This is a genomic window from Evansella vedderi (assembly GCF_030813435.1).
GTDB classification, from domain to species: domain Bacteria; phylum Bacillota; class Bacilli; order Bacillales; family Salisediminibacteriaceae; genus Evansella; species Evansella vedderi.
Map to the genome: position 1 here is coordinate 1 of NZ_JAUSUG010000014.1, position 20574 is coordinate 20574.

Sequence of the window (20574 nt, forward strand, 5' to 3'; positions counted from 1 at the left end):
TGCCGAACACGGTAGTTAAGCTCTCCAGCGCCGATGGTAGTTGGGGGTTTCCCCCTGTGAGAGTAGGACGTTGCTGGGCAGATAAAGACATTCTCTATTGGAGAGTGTCTTTTTTTGTTTTCATTTGTTTATTTAAAGTTATTGATTTAAAGAGAATAAATATTGATTGGATCCGCTACAGGCGGAACAATTACGCCTAAAGGTAGTCCACGTTCTGCGTCTGCGATTAATCGACGCAAAATAACTTGCTAGTACCGCTTCGTAGCTGCATCCGTTGAGACAACTCATTGCTGTTCGTGAAACCTTGCTGGTTGCTGGAGTCACCACCTTCCGCTTCTCCAAGCTTTTAAATAAAGTAAAAGACAGAAAGGTGTAAGAGGTAATTAAAAGAGCATCATTGATAAAATATCTCAGCAACGAGCGTTTACATCGTTGAGCCCTCAGAAGCCGGATGTGAGGACAAGACTCGAAGGAAAAGGAAAATCATGTCTTCAGAATATAAATGCAATTATCAGCATGAAGAGTAATTTTGTACATTCTTAAAAAAATCAAAAATGTACATAGTTAGCTTGAGATTTACAATCTTGAATAAGCTGCGAATTGTCTCAACGGATACATATTGAAGCACTACTAGTAGAGAAAGAGACAAGGGTAAAGTTGGGGCCCCTGTGAGAGTAGGACGTTGCTGGGCAGATAAAGACATTCTCAGATGAGGTGTCTTTTTTTATTGTTTGAAAATGCACGAGAGGTGCTTTATTTGTCAAAATAAATATTACGCATTGTTAAAAATCTAAATACAATAAAAACTTCCTTTGTCCATATGTTTGAATAAGACAAAAAAAGGGTAATTAATTCTTGCAGTTAAATTATAGTACCCCATTCACCTTGCATAAATATAGTAGTAAAAACTACATCAGGAAGAGGTGAAGGTATGGACTTGGATTCAATTGTTGCTAGCGATACTTTCATTATTACTATACGTTTAATTTTAGCTGCTTTGTTAGGCGGTCTCGTAGGAGTTGAAAGGGAGTATCATCAACATCCTGCTGGCTTTAGAACACATCTGTTAGTAAGTCTTGGCTCTTGTTTAATTATGCTCCTGGCATTCTTTGGATTTCAGTCTTATATGAGTGAAAATCCAGAGGTAGTTAATTTTGATCCATCCCGTTTAGCAGCATACGTTGTAAGTGGTATCGGATTTTTAGGAGCAGGCACTATACTTGTTCAAGGGTACACTGTTCGGGGGTTAACAACTGCAGCATCTATATGGGTTGTTGCAGGGATAGGTTTAACCGTTGGTGCAGGGATGTATACTGCTGCCTTTATTACTACCATCATTGTCATACTAAGTTTATTTTTATTAGGAAAAATTAACTTTAACTTTTTGGCAAGAGGAAAGAAAAGTTATATATATATTATTGCTAAGGCAGAGAAAAGTCGACTAAATGATATTATCCGGGAACTAGAGGATGTTCATATTGAAGTAAAAGGGGTTAGGACAGAGAAACAAAAGGTTTATAATGAAAAACTGACAATCGAGTATCGATTATTTGTAAATAATATTAATGAAGAGCTATTTGCTGAAATAAGTGATCGACTTCAAAAATATGATTTTATATATCAAATATATATGGAAGGTAATTCGAATTAACATTTACTGAGATGGCTATACTGAAAAAGTAGATAAATAATGTGGAAATTTTTAAGGTACTATAAAATTTAGTACCTTAAGAGCCCACTATTTTAACTAAGTGTACATCTGTTGCAAGATAAAAATTTTTGTATATAATATAAATATAGTCAAAGATAGTCAAAGTCAAAGATAGGGAGCTAATCTAAAAAAACAGCTGATAATATTATTTGTTTTTAAATTTAATAAGCGAATGCCTTTTTCACAATTTTTAGGAGGGGGTATCTATGCGGAATATTTCTGATGTCATTGAAAATTACTTAAAACAAATCATCGAGCGGAGTAACAAAGAGCTTATTGAAATTAAACGTAGTGAACTAGCGGAACGTTTTGAATGTGTACCTTCTCAAATAAATTATGTAATTAGTACTCGTTTCACAGTGGAGAAAGGGTATATGGTTGAAAGCAAGCGTGGAGGTGGAGGTTATATTCGAATTATCAAGGTAAAGCCAAATGATCAATTAGAGTTGTTTTCACAACTAGTAGAAATTATTGGTCAACGCATTTCACAAAGCTCTGCAGAAAATATTATTAGACGTTTATTTGAGGAGGAAGCAATCTCCAAACGGGAAGCGAACATTATGTTAAGTGTAATGGATCGTTCCATATTAAGTATTAAGTTACCTCATCGAGATGAAATGAGAGCAAGAATTCTTAAGGCAATGATTTCAACACTTAAATATAAAGAATGGAATGAAAAAAAAGGAGGGGAATGAATATGCTTTGTCAAGAATGTCAACAGCGCCAAGCTACGTTGCATTTTACGAAAATCATCAATGGTGAAAAAACGGAATTCCACATTTGTGATACGTGTGCAAAGGATAAAGGAGAGTATATTCCCGGGTCTAATAGTTTTTCCATTCACCAGCTGTTGTCAGGATTATTAGATGTGGATCAACCGATTTCCTCATCGGGAAGTGGATTTATGAAGCCAAGGGCAGAGCTGCGCTGTGAAAGCTGTGGTATGACTTACCGGCAATTTGCTGAAATTGGGAGATTTGGCTGCTCCAACTGCTATAAGACATTTAATGAAAAGTTAGATCCTATTTTCCGACGGATTCATAGTGGGAATTCCGTCCATGGTGGTAAAGTACCAAGACGTATAGGGAAGGACCTGCATGTTCATAAGGAAATTGAACGTTTAAAGCAACAGATGCAGGAATTTATAAATAGTGAAGAATTTGAACAGGCTGCTAAAATTCGTGACAAAATTCGCTCCTTAGAAAAGAGCTTAAATGATAAAAAGGAGGGGTAATCATGTCTCTTCGAAACTTTATAAGTGAAGCCATTAGTCCTTGGATGAAAAATGAGGGGCCAGACGCGGATATCGTTTTAAGTAGTCGTGTCCGTCTTGCTAGGAACTTAAGTAAACCCCCCTTTCCTATTGCCGCATCTAAGGAACAGTTGGAAGAAGTTATTGATTTAGTAAATAAAAAATGTGTGACACATACCCATCGGAAGTTTGGTGAACTTGAACTTTTGCGTATGGAGGACATGAAAAAGAATGAAAAAAGAGTTCTTGTAGAAAAGCATTTAATTAGTCCTAATCTTTCTGACGAATCGAAAGCAGGGGCTGTATTACTTAGTGAAGATGAATCACTGAGTATTATGATTAATGAGGAGGATCATTTTCGCATACAAGTATTATTATCGGGTTTTCAATTAACGGAAGGGTTGAGATATGCCAATGAAATAGATGATTGGATGGAGGATAAGGTTGATTTTGCTTTTACGGAAAATAGGGGGTATTTAACCAGTTGTCCAACCAATGTGGGAACGGGCTTGCGTGCTTCCGTTATGATGCATCTCCCAGCATTAGTAATAACTCGTCAAATGAATCGTATTTTACCGGCAATTAATCAATTAGGATTAGTTGTTAGAGGAATTTACGGGGAAGGTAGCGAAGCATTAGGTAACCTATTTCAAATTTCTAATCAAATTACCTTAGGAAAATCAGAGGAAGATATTGTTGATGATTTAAGGAGTGTCGTGTCACAGCTTATACAGCAGGAAAGGGCGGCGAGGGAAAGTTTGTTACAACAATCAAAGCTACAAATTGAAGATCGTGTATTTCGATCTTTTGGACTACTTTCCTATAGTCGAACAATGGAGTCAAAGGAAGCGGCACAGCACTTATCTAACGTTCGGTTAGGAATTGATATGGGCTTGATTGATAATGTTAGTGGTAATATTTTAAATGAATTAATGATTCTTACACAACCTGGCTTCCTACAACAATATGCAGGAGAAATTTTATCTCCTGAGCAGAGGGATCAAAGAAGGGCTTCATTAATTAGAGAAAGACTAAAGCTTGAAAATTAATCATAGAACAAATTTGGAGGTGGAGTAACAATGATGTTTGGACGTTTTACAGAAAGAGCCCAGAAAGTATTAGCACTAGCACAGGAAGAAGCAATGAGACTGGGGCATAATAATATTGGAACAGAGCATATATTACTAGGATTAGTTCGTGAAGGTGAAGGAATTGCTGCAAAAGCCTTAGCAGCATTAGGTTTAAGCCCTGACAAAATACAAACAGAGGTGGAAAATCTAATAGGTAGAGGCGAAGCAAACTCCAAACAGATTCACTATACACCTAGAGCAAAAAAAGTCATTGAATTGTCTATGGATGAAGCGAGAAAGCTTGGCCACTCCTATGTGGGAACAGAGCATATTCTCCTTGGTTTGATACGAGAAGGGGAAGGGGTAGCTGCTAGAGTTTTAAATAATGTTGGTGTTAGTTTAAATAAAGCTAGACAGCAAGTATTACAATTACTAGGCAGTAATGAATCATCTAATAACCAACAGCAAGCAGCCAGCGGCGCAGGAAATAATGTGAATACACCAACTCTTGATAGCCTAGCCCGTGATTTAACTGCGATCGCCAAAGAGGAGCAGATTGATCCAGTAATTGGCCGTTCAAAGGAAATAGAACGTGTCATTCAAGTATTAAGCCGTCGTACAAAGAATAACCCTGTCCTTATTGGGGAACCAGGTGTGGGTAAAACGGCCATTGCCGAAGGTTTGGCACAGCAAATTGTTAATAATGAAGTTCCAGAAACACTTAGAAATAAACGAGTAATGACGTTAGATATGGGTACGGTTGTCGCGGGAACAAAATACCGTGGTGAATTTGAGGATCGTCTCAAAAAAGTAATGGAAGAAATTCGCCAAGCCGGAAATGTTATTCTCTTTATAGATGAACTTCATACTTTAATTGGTGCTGGTGGAGCAGAAGGGGCAATTGATGCATCAAATATACTGAAACCTTCTTTAGCAAGGGGAGAGCTGCAATGTATTGGGGCTACCACTCTTGACGAATACCGAAAGTACATTGAGAAGGATGCAGCTTTAGAAAGGAGATTCCAGCCAATACAAGTGGATGAACCGACGACGGATGAATCTATTTTAATATTAAAAGGTCTTCGTGATAGATACGAGGCACACCATCGTGTAGAAATTACAGATGATGCTATTGAAGCTGCTGTGAAGCTGTCTGATAGATATATTTCCGATAGATTTTTACCAGACAAAGCTATAGACCTAATTGATGAAGCTGCATCTAAGGTTAGACTAAGATCCTATACTGCACCTCCAAACCTTAAAGAGTTAGAACAAAAGCTAGAAGAAACTCGTAAAGAGAAGGACGCGGCAGTACAAAGCCAGGAATTTGAAAAGGCTGCATCCTTGAGAGACAGTGAACAGCGTGTTCGTGAAGAATTAGAAACAATGAAAAAAGAATGGAAAGAAAAGCAAGGCCAAGAGAATTCAGAGGTGACAACGGAAGATATTGCTCAAGTTGTATCTAGCTGGACTGGAATACCTGTTAGCAAGCTAGAAGAAGAAGAGACGGAGCGATTATTAAAAATGGAGGAAATTCTTCATAAGCGTGTCATAGGCCAGGAAGAAGCGGTTACTGCAATTTCCAAAGCAGTACGTCGAGCACGGGCAGGCTTGAAGGACCCGAAACGCCCAATTGGTTCCTTTATCTTCTTAGGTCCAACTGGTGTTGGTAAAACAGAATTAGCGAGAGCTGTAGCAGAGTCATTGTTTGGTGATGAGGATGCGATCATTCGAATAGATATGTCAGAGTATATGGAGAAGCATAATACTTCTAGACTTGTTGGATCCCCTCCTGGATATGTAGGGCATGAAGAGGGTGGACAGTTAACAGAGAAGGTTCGTCGTAAGCCATATTCCGTTGTATTACTAGACGAGATTGAAAAGGCACACCCTGAAGTATTTAATATATTACTGCAAGTATTAGAGGACGGGTTCCTGACGGATTCTAAAGGACGCCGGGTAGACTTCAGAAATACGGCGATTATTATGACATCAAACGTAGGGGCAAGTACACTTCGTCAATCAAAGAGTTTAGGATTTACAGCACAGATGGACGGTCAAGAATATAAGGACATGAAGGGGAAAGTAATGACGGAATTGAAGAAAGCCTTCCGTCCAGAATTCTTAAACCGTATTGATGAAACAATTGTTTTCCACTCATTAGAGAAAGAGCATATTAAACAAATTGTATCTCTAATGGCAGAACAATTGACGAAGCGTCTATCGGAGCAGGGCATCGAGTTGGAGCTAAGTGATGAGGCAAAGACAAAAATAGCAGAAGAAGGCTTTGACCCTGAATATGGTGCAAGACCATTACGTCGTGCGTTACAAAAACAAGTGGAAGACCGTTTGTCAGAGGAGCTTTTAAGAGGCACAATTGAAAAGGGACAAAAAGTGATAATAGGTGTAAAAGACGGTGAGTTTGTCGTTGAGGCTAATAAAAGTGCTAGTGCAAAATAAATAATAAGTGAACCGGAAAAAGTCCAAAAAAATAGACTTTTTCCGGTTTTACTGCTTAATTATTTCTTCGCATTTTTCCCCTCACAGAGTTATAAATACCTTTTTAGTATGAAATCCTGTCGCTTCTTTCAAGGAACATATACATGGTAAAATAAAAAATGAACATTAGGCTGTTTTCGTAAACTTTGAATTCCCTACGAGTTATCTCGACGGACGGAGCTACGAAGCACTCTTTACTTACGACGAGTAATCGCAGACGCAGGACGTGGGCTGCCTTTAGGCGTAATTGTTCCGCCTGTAGCTTATCCAAGCCACATTATATATAGATGAGAAACGGTAGTTAGTTTACATATGTAGTACAAAAGGAAATTAGATGTTTGTTTTTTTTAGGAAGGGGTATTTTATGGCTAAACGAAAAACAAAGTACGTTTGTCAGGAGTGTGGCTATGAATCCACAAAGTGGATGGGAAAATGTCCAGGATGTCAGGGCTGGAATACAATGGTGGAGGAATTCGAAGAAGTCTCAGGAACAAAGAAACGCGGTTTTGTGACCTCTTCTGCAACAAGACAAACGAAGCCTCAACCTATTACAAAAATCGAACAGAAAGAAGAGCAACGTTATGATACCCATATTAAAGAATTAAACAGGGTACTCGGGGGCGGGATTGTCCCGGGCTCCCTTGTCCTTGTAGGTGGGGACCCTGGTATTGGTAAATCCACTTTATTACTGCAAGTATGCTCTGAAATTGCTAAGCACGGCAGCAGAGTACTTTATATTTCTGGTGAGGAATCAGTAAAACAAACAAAACTTAGGGCAGATCGTTTAAAAATTAATTCAAATGACCTATTTGTATTAGCGGAAACAGATGTGGAACATATTGAAAAAGTTATCGACGAAATGAATCCCACGTTAGTGGTTATCGATTCCATTCAGACAGTTTATTTAGACCACGTAACTAGTGCACCGGGAAGTGTATCCCAAGTGAGGGAATCTACAGCAGCATTTATGCGCATTGCAAAAACAAAGGGGATAGCGATTTTTATAGTAGGCCACGTGACGAAACAAGGTGCCATTGCTGGTCCAAGGTTATTAGAGCATATGGTAGATTCTGTTTTATATTTTGAAGGCGAGAGACATCATACTTACCGAATTCTCCGAGCTGTCAAAAATCGTTTTGGATCAACGAATGAAATAGGTATTTTTGAAATGAAGGAGGTTGGTTTAGAAGAGGTATTAAACCCTTCCGAAATTTTCTTAGAAGAACGATCAGAAGGAGCGGCAGGATCTGCTGTGGTTGCCTCCATGGAAGGTACAAGAACTGTTCTTGTGGAAATACAAGCCCTCATATCTCCAACCAGCTTTGGTAATCCTAGAAGAATGGCTACAGGAATAGATCATAATCGTATCTCTCTTATTATGGCCGTTTTGGAAAAAAGAGTGGGCTTAATGCTGCAAAATCAGGATGCTTATGTAAAGGTTGCCGGGGGCGTTAAATTGGATGAGCCTTCCATTGATTTAGCAACTGCTGTAGCTATTGCTTCAAGTTTTCGAGACTCTCCAAGCCCTGCCACCGATGTAATTATTGGTGAGGTAGGTTTAACGGGGGAAGTGAGACGTGTTACTCGGCTGGAGCAGCGTGTATTAGAGGCAAGTAAGTTAGGCTTTAAAAGAGTTATTGTGCCAGAGAAAAATCTTGGGGGATGGACAGCCCCAGAAGGTATAGAAGTTGTTGGTGTAGGTACCGTAAATGAAGCATTGGAAGTAACGTTAGGAGGAGTGTCTAGTGGATCACCAAGATTCGAACTATGATACTAATTTTATTAGTGAGGTGTTACAGCTTGTTTCTCCTGGAACGCCTTTAAGGGAAGGTATTGATAATGTTTTACGTGCAAAAACTGGAGGGTTAATCGTCCTTGGTTATAATAACGATATGATGGATATTGTTGATGGAGGTTTCTTCATTAATTGTGAGTTTTCACCTGCTTACCTATATGAACTGGCTAAAATGGATGGAGCTATTATATTGAGTGAAGACGGAGAAAGAATCTTATATGCCAATACACAGCTTGTGCCGAACAATGCCATTGAATCTACTGAAACAGGGATAAGACACCGGACTGCTCAACGTGTTGCTAGACAGACAGGGAATTTAGTCATTTCCATATCCCAAAGAAGAAATGTCATAACTCTCTACCAGGGAGAATATCGATACGCTTTGAAGGATATTGGCGTGATTTTAACAAAAGCAAATCAAGCAATACAAACATTAGAAAAATATAAGTCTGTCTTGGATCAAGGGATCACTAATTTAGGGGCATTAGAATTTGAAGAGCTTGTTACCTTTCAGGAAGTATCACAAGTAATGCATCGAATTGAGATGGTACTTCGAATTAAAAGTGAAATATTGAATTATGTAAATGAGCTTGGAAATGAAGGGCGGTTAATTTCGATGCAGTTAGAGGAGCTCGTGTCCAATACGGAGAAGGAAGCGGTACTGTTAATTAAGGACTATATGAAGGAGAAAGACCAGGATCCTGCTCAACTATTACGAAAGTTAAAGCGTCTTTCCAATGAAGAATTATTGGATGACCAAGTGATCGTTAAACTTCTTGGCTATAGCAAAACGACGAACCTTGCTGAATTTGCTATTTGTCCAAGGGGCTATCGAATTCTCCACAAAATACCGAGAATTCCTCCTATGGTTGTTGAAAATTTAATCGACCAGTTTGAAGATCTCCCTCAAATAATGCGAGCCTCCAACGAAGAATTAGATGAAGTGGATGGTATTGGAGAGGCGAGAGCACGGAAAATAAAAGAGGGTTTAACCAGAATTCAGGAACAATTGTTCATTGATCGACATATTTAATGTGTCATATTTACTCAACCCTTGACGAATACAGTGAAATAACGATATAATTGTAAATTTACTTTAATTGACAATCTATTAGTCCTTTGATAAGGTGATATTATTCCATAATTTTAGTAAAACTATGTAGCATTTTGGGATTTTTCTAGAACTATGTTTGAATTCTGAACAGTTGTCTATAATTATTAAAGGAGGTGAAGTAGATGCTTCGAAGAATGATACAATTGTTTATATTATTAGTTGGTGGAACACTTGGATTTCTCTATTTACCGGATTTAATTACTTTATTAAATCTCGGGGAAGGTATACCAGCTTGGGTGACTAATTCATATGCTGGTGCTTTTATTGGTGCACTTATATTATTTTTATCTACTTTTTGGCTTGTGGATGATATCGTAGGATTAATCCGTCTAGTAGAGGAAACGTTGGTAAAGGCACCTGTGGCTGATCTTTTATTTGGAACGATGGGCTTGGGTGTCGGGTTACTTCTAGCCTATTTAATTGGGCTTCCATTGGAAGCTGTAGCTATTCCTGTATTAAGTACGATATTACCATTGTTTTTAACATTATTATTAGGATATTTAGGATTCCAGGTAGGTTTCAAAAAACGAGACGAACTAATTAACTTAACTCCTTTAGGGACAAAAGGGAATTTAAAAGATAAGAAACGGGATGGATTTAGTTCAAATAAACAAATGTCTGGTTCCTTAAAGATTTTAGATACTAGTGTAATTATTGACGGTCGTATTGCAGATATCTGTCAAACAGGTTTTCTGGAAGGAACATTAATGATCCCGGAATTTGTCTTAGAGGAGCTTCAACATATTGCAGACTCTTCCGATGTTTTAAAACGAAATCGAGGCCGTAGAGGCTTAGATATTTTAAATAAAATTCAAAAAGAGCTACCTGTGAATGTGGAAATTTACGAAGGTGACTTTGAGGATATTCAGGAAGTAGACAGCAAACTTGTGAAGTTAGCTAAGCTGCTTGATGGATATGTGGTAACAAATGACTTCAATTTAAACAAGGTTTGTGATTTACAAGGTGTATCCGTATTAAATATAAATGACCTTGCAAATGCAGTGAAACCTGTTGTTTTACCTGGCGAAGAAATGGTGGTTCAGGTTATTAAGGACGGTAAAGAGCAAAATCAAGGAATTGCCTATCTTGATGATGGAACAATGATTGTAGTAGAAGAAGGCAGAAACTATATCGGTAAGAATATAGAAGTAATTGTTACTAGTGTATTGCAAACCTCTGCAGGACGAATGATTTTTGCAAAACCAAAATTATTAGAAAAAGCTCTTTAATAAGAAAACGACAGTTGCCTTAAATTATTTTCTTTAATAAAAAGAACTTATTGTTTTTATAGGTATAAAAGGAAGAATAAAAATGGAGAAATATACAGTTGTTATCCCTGCAGCGGGGCAAGGGAAACGCATGAAAGCAGGGAAGAATAAACAGTTTCTATTAATGAATCAAACCCCCCTCCTCATACACACTCTTCGTGTGTTTGAGGAGGATATTCTTTGTAATTCAATAATCCTCGTTTGTAACAAAAAAGAGTTAGACACAATGCATAATTTAATTAGTGATTATCAAATATCCAAAGTAGAAAAAATAGTGCCAGGTGGAAAGGAACGGCAGCAAAGTGTTTATGAAGGGATAAAGGCAGTAAAAGGCAACCCGGTTATACTTATTCACGATGGGGCGAGGCCTTTTATTAAAGAAGCCGTTATCCATGACCTATTAGAAACAGTGGTTTCTAGAGGGTCTGCGATTGTTGCCGTTCCTGTAAAAGATACGGTGAAGCAAGTGAATAATGGAGAAGTAGTGGAAACGGTAGACCGTTCTAGCTTGTGGGCTGTTCAAACACCACAGGCTTTTCGTTATGAGACAATCATAAAAGCACATCAAAAAGCAGAAGATGATAACTATTTAGGAACGGATGATGCTTCTTTAGTTGAATACATAGGGGAAAAAGTTTACATTGTTGAAGGGGATTATGAAAATATTAAAATTACAACACCGGAGGACCTGTTATTTGGTGAAGCGATTATTTCTAGTCGAAAAGGGGAAAAGAAATGATAAGAATAGGACAAGGCTTTGATGTTCACCAGCTAGTGGAAGGTAGACCGTTAATTATCGGGGGGATTGTAATCCCATATGAAAAAGGATTGTTAGGACATTCAGACGCAGATGTTCTATTACATACGATAGCTGATGCATGTTTAGGAGCAGTTGGAGAAGGGGATATTGGAAAACACTTTCCAGATACAGACCCCGCATTTAAAGATGCAGATTCAGCCAAGCTATTATCCCATGTTTGGGGAATCATTAAAGAAAAAGGCTACAAATTAGGCAATGTGGATTGTACGATTATGGCACAAAGGCCGAAAATGGCTCCACACATTCCTAGTATGAGAACAAGGATAGCGTCACTCTTAGAAGGGGACAAATCACAGGTTAACGTGAAGGCAACAACCACTGAAAAACTTGGTTTTACTGGAAGAGAAGAAGGAATTGCTTCAATGGCAGTAGTTCTACTGGAAAAAATAGACAGTTAAGGTGTCGATATCTGTCAACTTACCGGGCGTAAGGATTTAGTGATAAAATATAGCATGTTGAAGATTAACAAAAGATTGGATGGTGTCATACAATGACTCAACAAGTGCGTGTGAGATTTGCCCCAAGTCCAACAGGACATTTACACATTGGTGGTGCAAGATCTGCTCTTTTTAATTATTTATTTGCGAGAAACCAAAAGGGAAAATTTATCGTTCGAATTGAAGATACAGACCAAGCCAGGAATGTAGATACGGCAACAGAAAAGCTTTTAGAAAGCATGAAGTGGTTAGGGCTTGAATGGGATGAAAGCGTCGATGTTGGCGGACCACATGTCCCATATAAGAGCATGGATAGATTAGATATTTATAAGAAATATATAAATGAATTATTAGAGCAAGGTCATGCATATTATTGCTATATGACAGAAGAAGAGCTAGAAGTGGAGCGGGAAGAACAGCGATCTCGTGGAGAAACGCCAAAATATAGTGGACGTGACCGTGATTTAACAAAGGAACAAAGGGAAGCTTATGAAAAAGAAGGAAGAAAACCTGTAGTACGTTTCCGGGTACCAGAAAATAAAGAAATTATCGTTGATGATATTGTTCGAGGACAGGTAAGTTTTGATGCAGATGGCATTGGTGACTTTGTTATTGCAAGAAAGGATGGTATTCCAACTTATAACTTTGCGGTTGTGATTGATGATCATTTAATGGAGATTAGTCATGTAATACGAGGAGAAGAGCATCTATCTAATTCTCCAAGGCAAATTCTTATTTACGAAGCATTTGGCTGGGAAGCTCCTCGCTTTGCTCATGCTTCCCTTATTATGAATGAAAACCACAAAAAAATGAGTAAGCGGGATGAAACGATTATTCAGTTTGTAGAACAATATCGAGATTTAGGATACTTACCAGAAGCAATTGTAAATTTCATCGCCCTATTAGGATGGTCACCAGGGGGAGAAGAAGAGATACTTTCTAAAGATCAACTGATTGAACAGTTTAGTCTAGAAAGAATAATTAAAGCACCAGCAGTTTTTGATACAAAAAAGTTAGCTTGGATGAACAATCAATACATGAAGGAAGCGGATGTTGATCGTGTAGTTGAGCTTGCCCTGCCGCACCTCATTAAGGCAGGAAGGCTTCCAGAGGACCTTGATGGAGAAGAAATGCAGTGGGCCCATCAGCTTATTGCCCTTCACCAAGAAAAAATGAGTTACGGTGCTGAAATTGTTGAACTCACAGAGTTGTTCTTTAAGGACGATATCGATTATAATGAAGAGGCACAAGAGGTCCTAAATGGAGAACAGGTTCCTGAAGTGTTAAAAGCTTTTAAAGAAAAGATTGAAGCTTTGGGAGATTATTCTTCTGAGTTTATCAAGAAGTCAATTAAAGAAGTGCAAAAGGAAACCGGTCATAAAGGGAAGTTATTGTTTATGCCAATTCGAGTGGCAGCTACCGGTCAAGTTCACGGACCAGACCTACCACAAACCCTAATGCTACTTGGCAAAGACACAGTTTCTAATCGAATAAGCAAACTGTTAAACTAATTTCTAATACCTAATTGAAATTGCACCATGGAGTATGAAAATACAAGCTTTTATTGAAGTTGGTGTGAGCGGAAGCCCACGAGACTCCTGCGGGAAAAGCGAGCCAGGCAAGACCCCACAGGGCGTAAGCCCGAGGAGGCTTGCGGTTCGCCCGCGGAAAGGGAGTGGGCTGCAGCGAATATCAACACAGTATTTGTATTTTCAGGGTAGACAGACAATAATTAAAATAAATAGTATTAAAACGACGATGAGGAGAAGTAAGTTTCGTTGATCCTTAATAAGAGAGAGCTGCCACTGGCTGAAAGCAGCTTAAGGGGAAACATTCTGAAATGCACCTCTGAGTCCTTTGTTAAACACCATTTGGCAAGTAAACAAAGGCGGTGAGAACCGTTATATCGTAAAAGTGGAGCGATAATGATCGCTCAAACAGAGTGGAACCACGCGTAAGCGTCTCTGTGTCTCAACGACACAGAGACGCTTTTTTTGTATAGGAGCGGTTTACCGCTCCGACGCGCGAAGCGTCCGCCTGTAACGGATTCGAGTGACAACCTTATCTAATCAAAAGAGTACAATGTGTTTAGAAAACAGCCATTTTTATTAGAAAGGAGGTCGAAATATATGTTTCGCACCTTAAAGAACGATATTGACGTCGTACTAGAACGGGACCCAGCAGCACGTAGTCGAATAGAAGTATTCATTAACTACTCAGGGGTACATGCAATATGGAATCACCGGTTAGCACATTGGCTATGGAAAAAACGTTTTTATTTTATTGCTAGATTCATTTCTCAGGTTAGTCGTTTTCTTACAGGGATAGAAATTCACCCTGGAGCTAAAATTGGTCAACGTTTATTTATTGATCATGGCATGGGAGTAGTTATTGGTGAAACCTGTGAAATTGGTGATAATGTCACTATATTTCAAGGTGTAACCCTCGGAGGAACGGGTAAAGAAAAGGGAAAAAGACATCCAACAATAGAGGATAATGTCCTCATCGCAACTGGGGCAAAGGTGTTAGGCTCTATGCGTATAGGGAAAAATTCGCGAATTGGTGCAGGAGCGGTTGTACTAAAAGAGGTGCCGCCAAATTCAACGGTTGTAGGAATTCCCGGTCGGGTCGTTATTCAAGATGGGATAAAAGTTAATCAGGACCTAGATCATATTAACTTACCTGATCCTGTTTCTGACAAGTTCCGGGAGCTAGAGGAAGAGATACTTCGCTTAAAAAAGGAAATTAACGAATTGAAAAAAGAAAAAATTGGTAAGTAAGTTACGTTGAAGGAGTGAAAGAAATAATGTCTATACAGGTTTATAACACGTTAAATAGGAAACTGGAACCCTTTAAATCAATAGAAGAAGGAAAAGTCAAGATGTATGTGTGTGGGCCTACCGTGTATAACTATATTCATATTGGCAATGCACGTCCGGCTGTAGTTTTTGATATGGTCCGTCGTTATTTACAATACAGAGGATACGAGGTTACTTACGTATCCAATTTTACAGATGTAGACGACAAAATCATTAAAGCAGCTGAGGAAATGGGGGAAGATGTTCTAACGATCGCCGAGCGTTTTATCGAAGCCTATCATGAGGATACAGAAGCTCTTGGAGTCCAAAAGGCGGATGTTCATCCGAGGGTAACGGAAACAATGCCAGAAATTATTTCCTTTATTGGACGGTTGGTGGATAAGGGCTATGCCTACGAATCAGAAGGAGATGTCTATTTCCGAACAAGAAAATTCGATGAATACGGGAAACTTTCCCAACAGTCCATCGAAGATCTTCAATTAGGTACAAGAATACAGGTTGGTGAAAAGAAAGAAGATCCATTAGATTTTGTTCTATGGAAAAGTGCAAAGCCTGGAGAAATATATTGGGAAAGTCCTTGGGGAAATGGAAGACCAGGCTGGCATATAGAATGCTCAGCCATGGTGAAAAAGTATCTGGGAGACACAATAGATATTCATGCTGGGGGGCAGGACCTATCCTTTCCACATCATGAAAACGAAATTGCTCAATCAGAAGCTCTAAATGAAAAACCAATGGCTAATTATTGGCTTCATAATGGATATATCAATATTGATAACGAAAAAATGTCCAAATCGTTAGGGAACTTTATTCTTGTACATGATATTATTAAGAAGTTTGACCCAGAGGTAGTTCGCTTCTTTATTGTTAATGCCCATTATCGCAGCCCAATCAATTTTAGTGATGAACAATTAACAAGTGCGAAAAACGGTTTAGAGAGGATAAAAACAACGTACTCGAATTTACAACATCGATTAAAGGAAACGGTGGATTTAGGGAAAGATAAAGAGAAATGGTTAAATGAAATTGAAAAACACCATGATCAGTTTATAAAAGAAATGGACGATGATTTTAACAGCGCCAATGCTGTAGCTTCCATGTTCGAATTAATCAAAATGGGAAATCTATATTTAAGAGAGGACCATACAAACAAAGAGGTACTAGAACAGTTCCTAAAAAGATTGGATGATATGTCCTTCGTCCTAGGAATGGAATTAGGGGAAGAGGAGACACTCCTTGATGAAGAGATTGAGTCCCTCATTCAAGAGCGTATCAATGCCAGAAAAAATCGTGATTTTGCCCGTGCAGATGAAATTAGAGATCAGCTTAAGGAAAAAGATATTATCCTTGAAGATACACCGCAGGGTACTCGTTGGAAGAGGTGTAACGGTCGTGAAGCTTGACCAAGTCATTAACGAACCTGAACAACTAAATGCTTTAGCGTTAGCCTATATGGGAGATGCGGTACTGGAAACGTATGTCCGGTATCGCTTAATCTCCAAAGGGAAAGTACGTCCGAATAAGCTCCATAGGGAAGCAACAAACTATGTTTCTGCAAAAGCACAGGCAAAGGTTCTTCGAGAATTTTTTGAGAAGGATATTTTATCGAAGGAGGAAACAGCTGTTGCCCTTAGGGGTAGAAATGCAAAGTCTGGAACCATTCCAAAAAATACCGATCATGCCACCTATCGTTATAGTACAGCCTTTGAAGCCCTTATAGGGTATCTTTATTTAACTGGAAACGAAGGACGACTCGATGAATTAATTGGACAGGCCTTTGAAATTATTGAAAGAAAGGAGGGGGAAAATGGGTCAGGAGCTTGAGTTTATTGTTGGAAAAAACCCTGTAATAGAAGCCTTAAAAGGAAGTCGTCCCATTAATAAAATTTGGATTGCAGAAGGCTCTCAAAAGGGACAAATGACAAATGTGATGAAATCAGCTAAAGAAAAACAGGTAAATGTCCAAATCGTTCCTAGAAAAAAGCTGGATCAATTAGTTCAAAATGAACAGCACCAAGGAATTGTTGCCCAAGTAGCTGCTTATGAATACCAGGATATGTCTGTCTTGTTTGAACGGGCAGCATCCCGTGACGAGGCGCCTTTCTTTCTCCTATTAGACGAGTTAGAAGATCCTCATAACCTAGGCTCTATACTAAGAACAGCCGATGCTGTAGGAGCACATGGTGTCATCGTACCAAAGCGCCGTTCTGTTGGTTTGACATATACCGTTGCAAAGGCATCAACAGGGGCATTGGAACATGTGCCAGTTACAAGGGTAACGAATCTTGCTCGCACAATGGATGAATTAAAAAAACAAGGATTATGGTTTGTAGGTACTGATGCGAAGGGAGAACAGGATTACCGAGAGGTTGATCTTGATATGCCGGTTGTCCTTGTCATAGGAAGTGAAGGAAGGGGAATAAGCAGACTTGTAAAGGAAAAGTGCGACTTTCTCGTCCGTATCCCGCTAGCGGGACAAGTGACTTCCTTAAATGCGTCTGTAGCAGCAAGCTTATTAATGTATGAAGTCTACCGCAGAAGACATCCACAAGGGATGAAGTAAAATGAGGCGCGTTTTATTAGTGGATGGCTATAACATGATCGGTGACTGGCCAGAACTTAAAGCACTGCAGATGAAGGATTTGGAAAACGCTAGGGACGTATTGATAGAAAAAATGGCGGAATATCAAGCCTTTACTGGTATGGAAGTAATAATTATTTTTGATGCACACATGGTACCCGGTTTAGGGAAAAAATATAAAAATTACCGATTAAGTATTATTTACACTAGGGAGAAAGAAACGGCAGATGAGAGGATAGAAAAGCTTGTTAAGGAATTAAAGCGTGTTGATACGCAAATATATGTAGCAACGTCAGATTTTGTAGAGCAACGAGTTATTTTTGCGAGTGGTGCATTTCGGAAATCAGCAAGGGAATTAAGAAATGAAGTATTATCCATAGAAAAAGGAATTGAAAAAGAAGTAAGTAAAACGAGAGAGAAAAAAGTGAAAACAAAATTGCCTATTACAGACGAAATGGCTGAATTATTTGAAAAATGGCGTCGAGGAAAAGGATGATAACCTTGACGTTTTTCATTTTTTTCCTGTATACTATTGCTATATTTAGACAATTCTATTTTGTTTAAAAAGATATTTTTTTGGATACTTTGTCCATTCTTTTTAAACGAAAAAAGCTAGGGTCGGGGGGATCACGGTGGCTTTAAATCTCATCGAGAGTGGACTGAATGCCAAATATGATGGAATAGAAGATGAAAGCCTCGTTGAATACGTACGCGAAGGGGATAGCTCTGCCCTTGAGTACTTAATTAATAAGTATAAAAATTTTGTTCGTGCAAAAGCAAGATCCTACTTTTTAATTGGTGCTGATCATGAAGATATTGTACAAGAAGGAATGATCGGCTTATATAAGGCCATTCGTGATTTTAAAGGGGACAAGCTGTCATCGTTCAAAGCGTTTGCAGAGCTTTGTATTACAAGACAAATAATAACAGCAATCAAAACAGCGACCAGACAAAAGCACATTCCTTTAAATTCCTATGTATCATTAGATAAACCAATATATGATGAGGAATCAGATCGCACCTTGCTTGATGTCATTGTTGCTTCTAAAGTGAGTGATCCAGAAGAGCTATTAATCAATCAAGAAGAATTCGATGACATTGAAGTTAAAATGGGAGAAATATTGAGTGACTTAGAACGGAAGGTATTAATGCTATATCTAGACGGAAGAAGTTACCAAGAAATTTCTGCAGACTTAAATCGACATGTGAAATCTATCGATAATGCACTTCAACGAGTGAAACGAAAGCTTGAGAGATATGTTGAATTAAAAGGGGTTAAGCTGTAAAACAGGGAATTTCCCTGTTTTATTTTATCTTAATACAGTAATTTTTGGTTATGAAATTTTAAAAAATAGTCCACAATGATAGGGGCCAGTAGTCATTGACACATATAGAACCCTGTGATAAGTTTTAAAAGTATGTATGATTAGATGTAGGGTGAAAAAGGAGTATGGGTAATGCCGCAAAAAGTAGTACTTGCATGTGATGTGTGTAAGTCGCGAAATTATACGACGAGCAAAACGGAGCAAAATCGGACAATCCGACTTCAAATAAATAAATATTGTAAAACCTGCGGAAAGCATACAACGCATGTGGAAACGAAATAAATCTATTTAAATAATAGGCTCTGTCAATCGTAGTTGTTAATCTTTAAACGATTCTTCAAACACAACATTAAACGATAACAGTGCAAGAAAAAATGCAGGGCAATGGAGGTGGCTATAATGGCTAATGCTGTTAAAAATACTACTAAGTTCTTAAAAGATGTATCAACAGAAATGAAGCGTGTAAGCTGGCCAAAACGCAAGGAATTGGTAAGATACACAATTGTGGTTATTGCAACTGTCGCGTTTATTGCTGTATTTTTTGCAATCGTTGATTCTGGAATTTCTGCATTAATTCGCGGGATTTTAAACTAAACATTGAGTAAAAAAGGATTCACTAGAGGAGGGAACGGACAAACTTGTCCCTAAATGTCATGGAAAAGAATTGGTACGTCGTTCACACATATTCAGGTTATGAGAATAAAGTGAAGACAAATTTGGAAAAAAGAGTAGAATCGATGGACATGACTGATAAAATCTTTCGTGTGCTCGTTCCAGTAGAAGAAGAAACAGAAGTGAAAAATGGTAAATCCAAGCAAGTGACTAAAAAGGTTTTTCCAGGCTATGTAATTGTCGAAATGGTTATGACTGACGATTCTTGGTATGTTGTACGAAACACACCTGGTGTTACTGGGTTTGTTGGGTCTGCAGGTGCTGGTTCGAAGCCAACACCACTATTGCCTGAAGAGGTAGAGCGTATTCTTCGTCAAATGGGTGTAGAAGAACCGAGGGCAGATGTAGATTTTGAGATAAAAGAATCAGTAAAGGTTAAAGAAGGTCCTTTCGCCAATTTCATTGGGACTGTGGAAGACATTTATGTGGACAAGCAAAAGCTTAAAGTCCATGTAAATATGTTTGGTCGTGAAACTCCTGTGGAATTAGAATTTACTCAAGTAGAAAAAATTTAGTTTGCTATAGAAAAAAACTTGATATCTCTTCTTTGAAGTGATAGAATTTTAATGTTGTTTATGAACGTGAACCATTCGTTCACGTTTTTTCCTGCAATTTAGCAGGCATATGAGTGGGAGAGCATAATTAACAATGCTCGGTATACCACATCACGGACTTAAGGAGGTGTGTCGCGTGGCTAAAAAGGTCATTAAAGTTGTAAAATTACAAATCCCTGCTGGTAAAGCTAATCCAGCACCGCCGGTTGGTCCTGCATTAGGTCAAGCTGGTGTGAACATCATGGGATTCTGTAAGGAGTTTAACGCTCGTACACAAGAACAAGCGGGGTTAATCATTCCAGTAGAAATCACGGTTTTTGAAGACCGTTCATTTACATTTATCACGAAAACTCCACCTGCAGCAGTTCTTTTAAAGAAAGCAGCTGGAATTGAAACAGCATCAGGTGAGCCTAACACAAAAAAGGTTGCTACTCTGAAACGTGATAAGGTTCGTGAAATCGCTGAAACAAAAATGCCAGACCTTAACGCAGCTGATGTAGAAGCAGCGATGCGTATGGTTGAAGGTACTGCACGTAGCATGGGAATCGTTATCGAAGACTAATTGAACCCATGATGTAAGTTGGAGGTTGCGAGTAAAGGACAAGTGTCCTGCCTGTGTATGACAGGTTCGCAACCTTTATTAGTGGGAGGTATAAC

Annotated in this window: 21 protein-coding genes, 1 rRNA gene and 1 other annotated feature; all 22 genes read left to right on the forward strand. The window is 38.6% G+C overall.

The features are described 5' to 3' along the window. Positions 1 to 79, forward strand: a 5S ribosomal RNA gene (gene rrf, locus J2S74_RS27490); the annotation flags it as partial. 852 nt (positions 80 to 931) lie between these two features. Continuing rightward, positions 932 to 1651 (forward strand): MgtC/SapB family protein, encoded by a 720-nt coding sequence (locus J2S74_RS16410; RefSeq protein WP_307327294.1) that lies wholly within the window; start codon positions 932 to 934, stop codon positions 1649 to 1651. A gap of 266 nt (positions 1652 to 1917) precedes the next feature. Next, the gene (locus tag J2S74_RS16415; RefSeq protein WP_307327296.1) at positions 1918 to 2406 is read left to right on the forward strand and encodes a CtsR family transcriptional regulator; all 489 of its coding nucleotides are present in this window, start codon (positions 1918 to 1920) and stop codon (positions 2404 to 2406) included. A gap of 2 nt (positions 2407 to 2408) precedes the next feature. After that, complete coding sequence (gene mcsA, locus J2S74_RS16420; RefSeq protein WP_307327298.1) at positions 2409 to 2945, forward strand: protein-arginine kinase activator protein McsA; 537 nt, start codon at positions 2409 to 2411, stop codon at positions 2943 to 2945. Positions 2946 to 2947: 2 nt separating this feature from the next. After that, on the forward strand, positions 2948 to 4012 hold the full coding sequence (gene mcsB, locus J2S74_RS16425; protein ID WP_307327300.1) for a protein-arginine kinase McsB: 1065 nt from the start codon (positions 2948 to 2950) through the stop codon (positions 4010 to 4012). Positions 4013 to 4042: 30 nt separating this feature from the next. Further along, the gene (clpC, locus tag J2S74_RS16430) at positions 4043 to 6493 is read left to right on the forward strand and encodes an ATP-dependent protease ATP-binding subunit ClpC (RefSeq protein WP_307327303.1); all 2451 of its coding nucleotides are present in this window, start codon (positions 4043 to 4045) and stop codon (positions 6491 to 6493) included. Positions 6494 to 6896: 403 nt separating this feature from the next. Then, a complete protein-coding gene (gene radA, locus J2S74_RS16435) occupies positions 6897 to 8303 on the forward strand; it encodes a DNA repair protein RadA (RefSeq protein WP_307327306.1) in 1407 nt (468 codons plus the stop codon). Then, the gene (disA, locus tag J2S74_RS16440; RefSeq protein WP_307327310.1) at positions 8278 to 9360 is read left to right on the forward strand and encodes a DNA integrity scanning diadenylate cyclase DisA; all 1083 of its coding nucleotides are present in this window, start codon (positions 8278 to 8280) and stop codon (positions 9358 to 9360) included. The genes radA and disA overlap by 26 nt, the downstream gene beginning before the upstream one ends. Positions 9361 to 9563: 203 nt before the next feature. After that, positions 9564 to 10670, forward strand: coding sequence for a PIN/TRAM domain-containing protein (locus J2S74_RS16445; protein ID WP_307327313.1), 1107 nt, complete (start codon positions 9564 to 9566; stop codon positions 10668 to 10670). A gap of 82 nt (positions 10671 to 10752) precedes the next feature. Beyond that, positions 10753 to 11448 carry a 2-C-methyl-D-erythritol 4-phosphate cytidylyltransferase gene (ispD, locus tag J2S74_RS16450; RefSeq protein ID WP_307327315.1) on the forward strand — a complete coding sequence of 232 codons (696 nt, stop codon included), beginning with the start codon at positions 10753 to 10755 and terminating at the stop codon, positions 11446 to 11448. Beyond that, positions 11445 to 11927, forward strand: coding sequence for a 2-C-methyl-D-erythritol 2,4-cyclodiphosphate synthase (gene ispF / locus J2S74_RS16455; RefSeq protein WP_307327317.1), 483 nt, complete (start codon positions 11445 to 11447; stop codon positions 11925 to 11927). Before ispD ends, ispF begins: the two co-directional genes overlap by 4 nt. 92 nt (positions 11928 to 12019) lie before the next feature. Beyond that, positions 12020 to 13477 (forward strand): glutamate--tRNA ligase, encoded by a 1458-nt coding sequence (gene gltX / locus J2S74_RS16460; protein WP_307327321.1) that lies wholly within the window; start codon positions 12020 to 12022, stop codon positions 13475 to 13477. A gap of 235 nt (positions 13478 to 13712) precedes the next feature. Next, positions 13713 to 13935 (forward strand) — a binding site (T-box leader). 160 nt (positions 13936 to 14095) lie between these two features. After that, the gene (gene cysE / locus J2S74_RS16465; protein WP_307327324.1) at positions 14096 to 14746 is read left to right on the forward strand and encodes a serine O-acetyltransferase; all 651 of its coding nucleotides are present in this window, start codon (positions 14096 to 14098) and stop codon (positions 14744 to 14746) included. A gap of 26 nt (positions 14747 to 14772) precedes the next feature. After that, complete coding sequence (gene cysS / locus J2S74_RS16470) at positions 14773 to 16188, forward strand: cysteine--tRNA ligase (RefSeq protein ID WP_307327327.1); 1416 nt, start codon at positions 14773 to 14775, stop codon at positions 16186 to 16188. Between the two features lie 49 nt (positions 16189 to 16237). After that, positions 16238 to 16609, forward strand: a complete 372-nt coding sequence (locus J2S74_RS16475; RefSeq protein WP_370876028.1) for a Mini-ribonuclease 3 — start codon at positions 16238 to 16240, stop codon at positions 16607 to 16609. Then, entirely contained in the window at positions 16593 to 17348 is a 756-nt protein-coding gene (rlmB, locus tag J2S74_RS16480; RefSeq protein WP_307327333.1) for a 23S rRNA (guanosine(2251)-2'-O)-methyltransferase RlmB, read from the forward strand. Before J2S74_RS16475 ends, rlmB begins: the two co-directional genes overlap by 17 nt. A gap of 1 nt (position 17349) precedes the next feature. Then, positions 17350 to 17862 (forward strand): NYN domain-containing protein, encoded by a 513-nt coding sequence (locus J2S74_RS16485; protein WP_307327336.1) that lies wholly within the window; start codon positions 17350 to 17352, stop codon positions 17860 to 17862. Between the two features lie 136 nt (positions 17863 to 17998). Next, positions 17999 to 18652 (forward strand): RNA polymerase sporulation sigma factor SigH, encoded by a 654-nt coding sequence (sigH, locus tag J2S74_RS16490; protein ID WP_307327339.1) that lies wholly within the window; start codon positions 17999 to 18001, stop codon positions 18650 to 18652. 171 nt (positions 18653 to 18823) lie between these two features. Next, on the forward strand, positions 18824 to 18973 hold the full coding sequence (gene rpmG / locus J2S74_RS16495; RefSeq protein ID WP_307327342.1) for a 50S ribosomal protein L33: 150 nt from the start codon (positions 18824 to 18826) through the stop codon (positions 18971 to 18973). A gap of 117 nt (positions 18974 to 19090) precedes the next feature. Further along, positions 19091 to 19285: a preprotein translocase subunit SecE gene (gene secE, locus J2S74_RS16500; protein WP_307327344.1), complete on the forward strand. Its 195-nt coding sequence runs from the start codon at positions 19091 to 19093 to the stop codon at positions 19283 to 19285. 59 nt (positions 19286 to 19344) lie between these two features. Then, positions 19345 to 19878 carry a transcription termination/antitermination protein NusG gene (gene nusG / locus J2S74_RS16505; RefSeq protein WP_307327345.1) on the forward strand — a complete coding sequence of 178 codons (534 nt, stop codon included), beginning with the start codon at positions 19345 to 19347 and terminating at the stop codon, positions 19876 to 19878. Positions 19879 to 20053: 175 nt separating this feature from the next. Then, positions 20054 to 20479: a 50S ribosomal protein L11 gene (rplK, locus tag J2S74_RS16510; protein ID WP_013486737.1), complete on the forward strand. Its 426-nt coding sequence runs from the start codon at positions 20054 to 20056 to the stop codon at positions 20477 to 20479. The last annotated feature ends 95 nt before the right edge of the window (positions 20480 to 20574 follow it).

Coding starts and splice junctions, on each gene's coding strand:
- clpC (WP_307327303.1), top strand. CDS start 4,043: ATGATGTTTGGACGTTTTACAGAAAGAGCCCAGAAAGTATTAGCACTA.
- J2S74_RS16410 (WP_307327294.1), top strand. CDS start 932: ATGGACTTGGATTCAATTGTTGCTAGCGATACTTTCATTATTACTATA.
- radA (WP_307327306.1), top strand. CDS start 6,897: ATGGCTAAACGAAAAACAAAGTACGTTTGTCAGGAGTGTGGCTATGAA.
- secE (WP_307327344.1), top strand. CDS start 19,091: ATGGCTAATGCTGTTAAAAATACTACTAAGTTCTTAAAAGATGTATCA.
- J2S74_RS16445 (WP_307327313.1), top strand. CDS start 9,564: ATGCTTCGAAGAATGATACAATTGTTTATATTATTAGTTGGTGGAACA.
- mcsA (WP_307327298.1), top strand. CDS start 2,409: ATGCTTTGTCAAGAATGTCAACAGCGCCAAGCTACGTTGCATTTTACG.
- nusG (WP_307327345.1), top strand. CDS start 19,345: ATGGAAAAGAATTGGTACGTCGTTCACACATATTCAGGTTATGAGAAT.
- mcsB (WP_307327300.1), top strand. CDS start 2,948: ATGTCTCTTCGAAACTTTATAAGTGAAGCCATTAGTCCTTGGATGAAA.
- cysE (WP_307327324.1), top strand. CDS start 14,096: ATGTTTCGCACCTTAAAGAACGATATTGACGTCGTACTAGAACGGGAC.
- cysS (WP_307327327.1), top strand. CDS start 14,773: ATGTCTATACAGGTTTATAACACGTTAAATAGGAAACTGGAACCCTTT.
- J2S74_RS16415 (WP_307327296.1), top strand. CDS start 1,918: ATGCGGAATATTTCTGATGTCATTGAAAATTACTTAAAACAAATCATC.
- gltX (WP_307327321.1), top strand. CDS start 12,020: ATGACTCAACAAGTGCGTGTGAGATTTGCCCCAAGTCCAACAGGACAT.
- rpmG (WP_307327342.1), top strand. CDS start 18,824: ATGCCGCAAAAAGTAGTACTTGCATGTGATGTGTGTAAGTCGCGAAAT.
- rlmB (WP_307327333.1), top strand. CDS start 16,593: ATGGGTCAGGAGCTTGAGTTTATTGTTGGAAAAAACCCTGTAATAGAA.
- J2S74_RS16485 (WP_307327336.1), top strand. CDS start 17,350: ATGAGGCGCGTTTTATTAGTGGATGGCTATAACATGATCGGTGACTGG.
- ispF (WP_307327317.1), top strand. CDS start 11,445: ATGATAAGAATAGGACAAGGCTTTGATGTTCACCAGCTAGTGGAAGGT.
- ispD (WP_307327315.1), top strand. CDS start 10,753: ATGGAGAAATATACAGTTGTTATCCCTGCAGCGGGGCAAGGGAAACGC.
- J2S74_RS16475 (WP_370876028.1), top strand. CDS start 16,238: ATGGGAGATGCGGTACTGGAAACGTATGTCCGGTATCGCTTAATCTCC.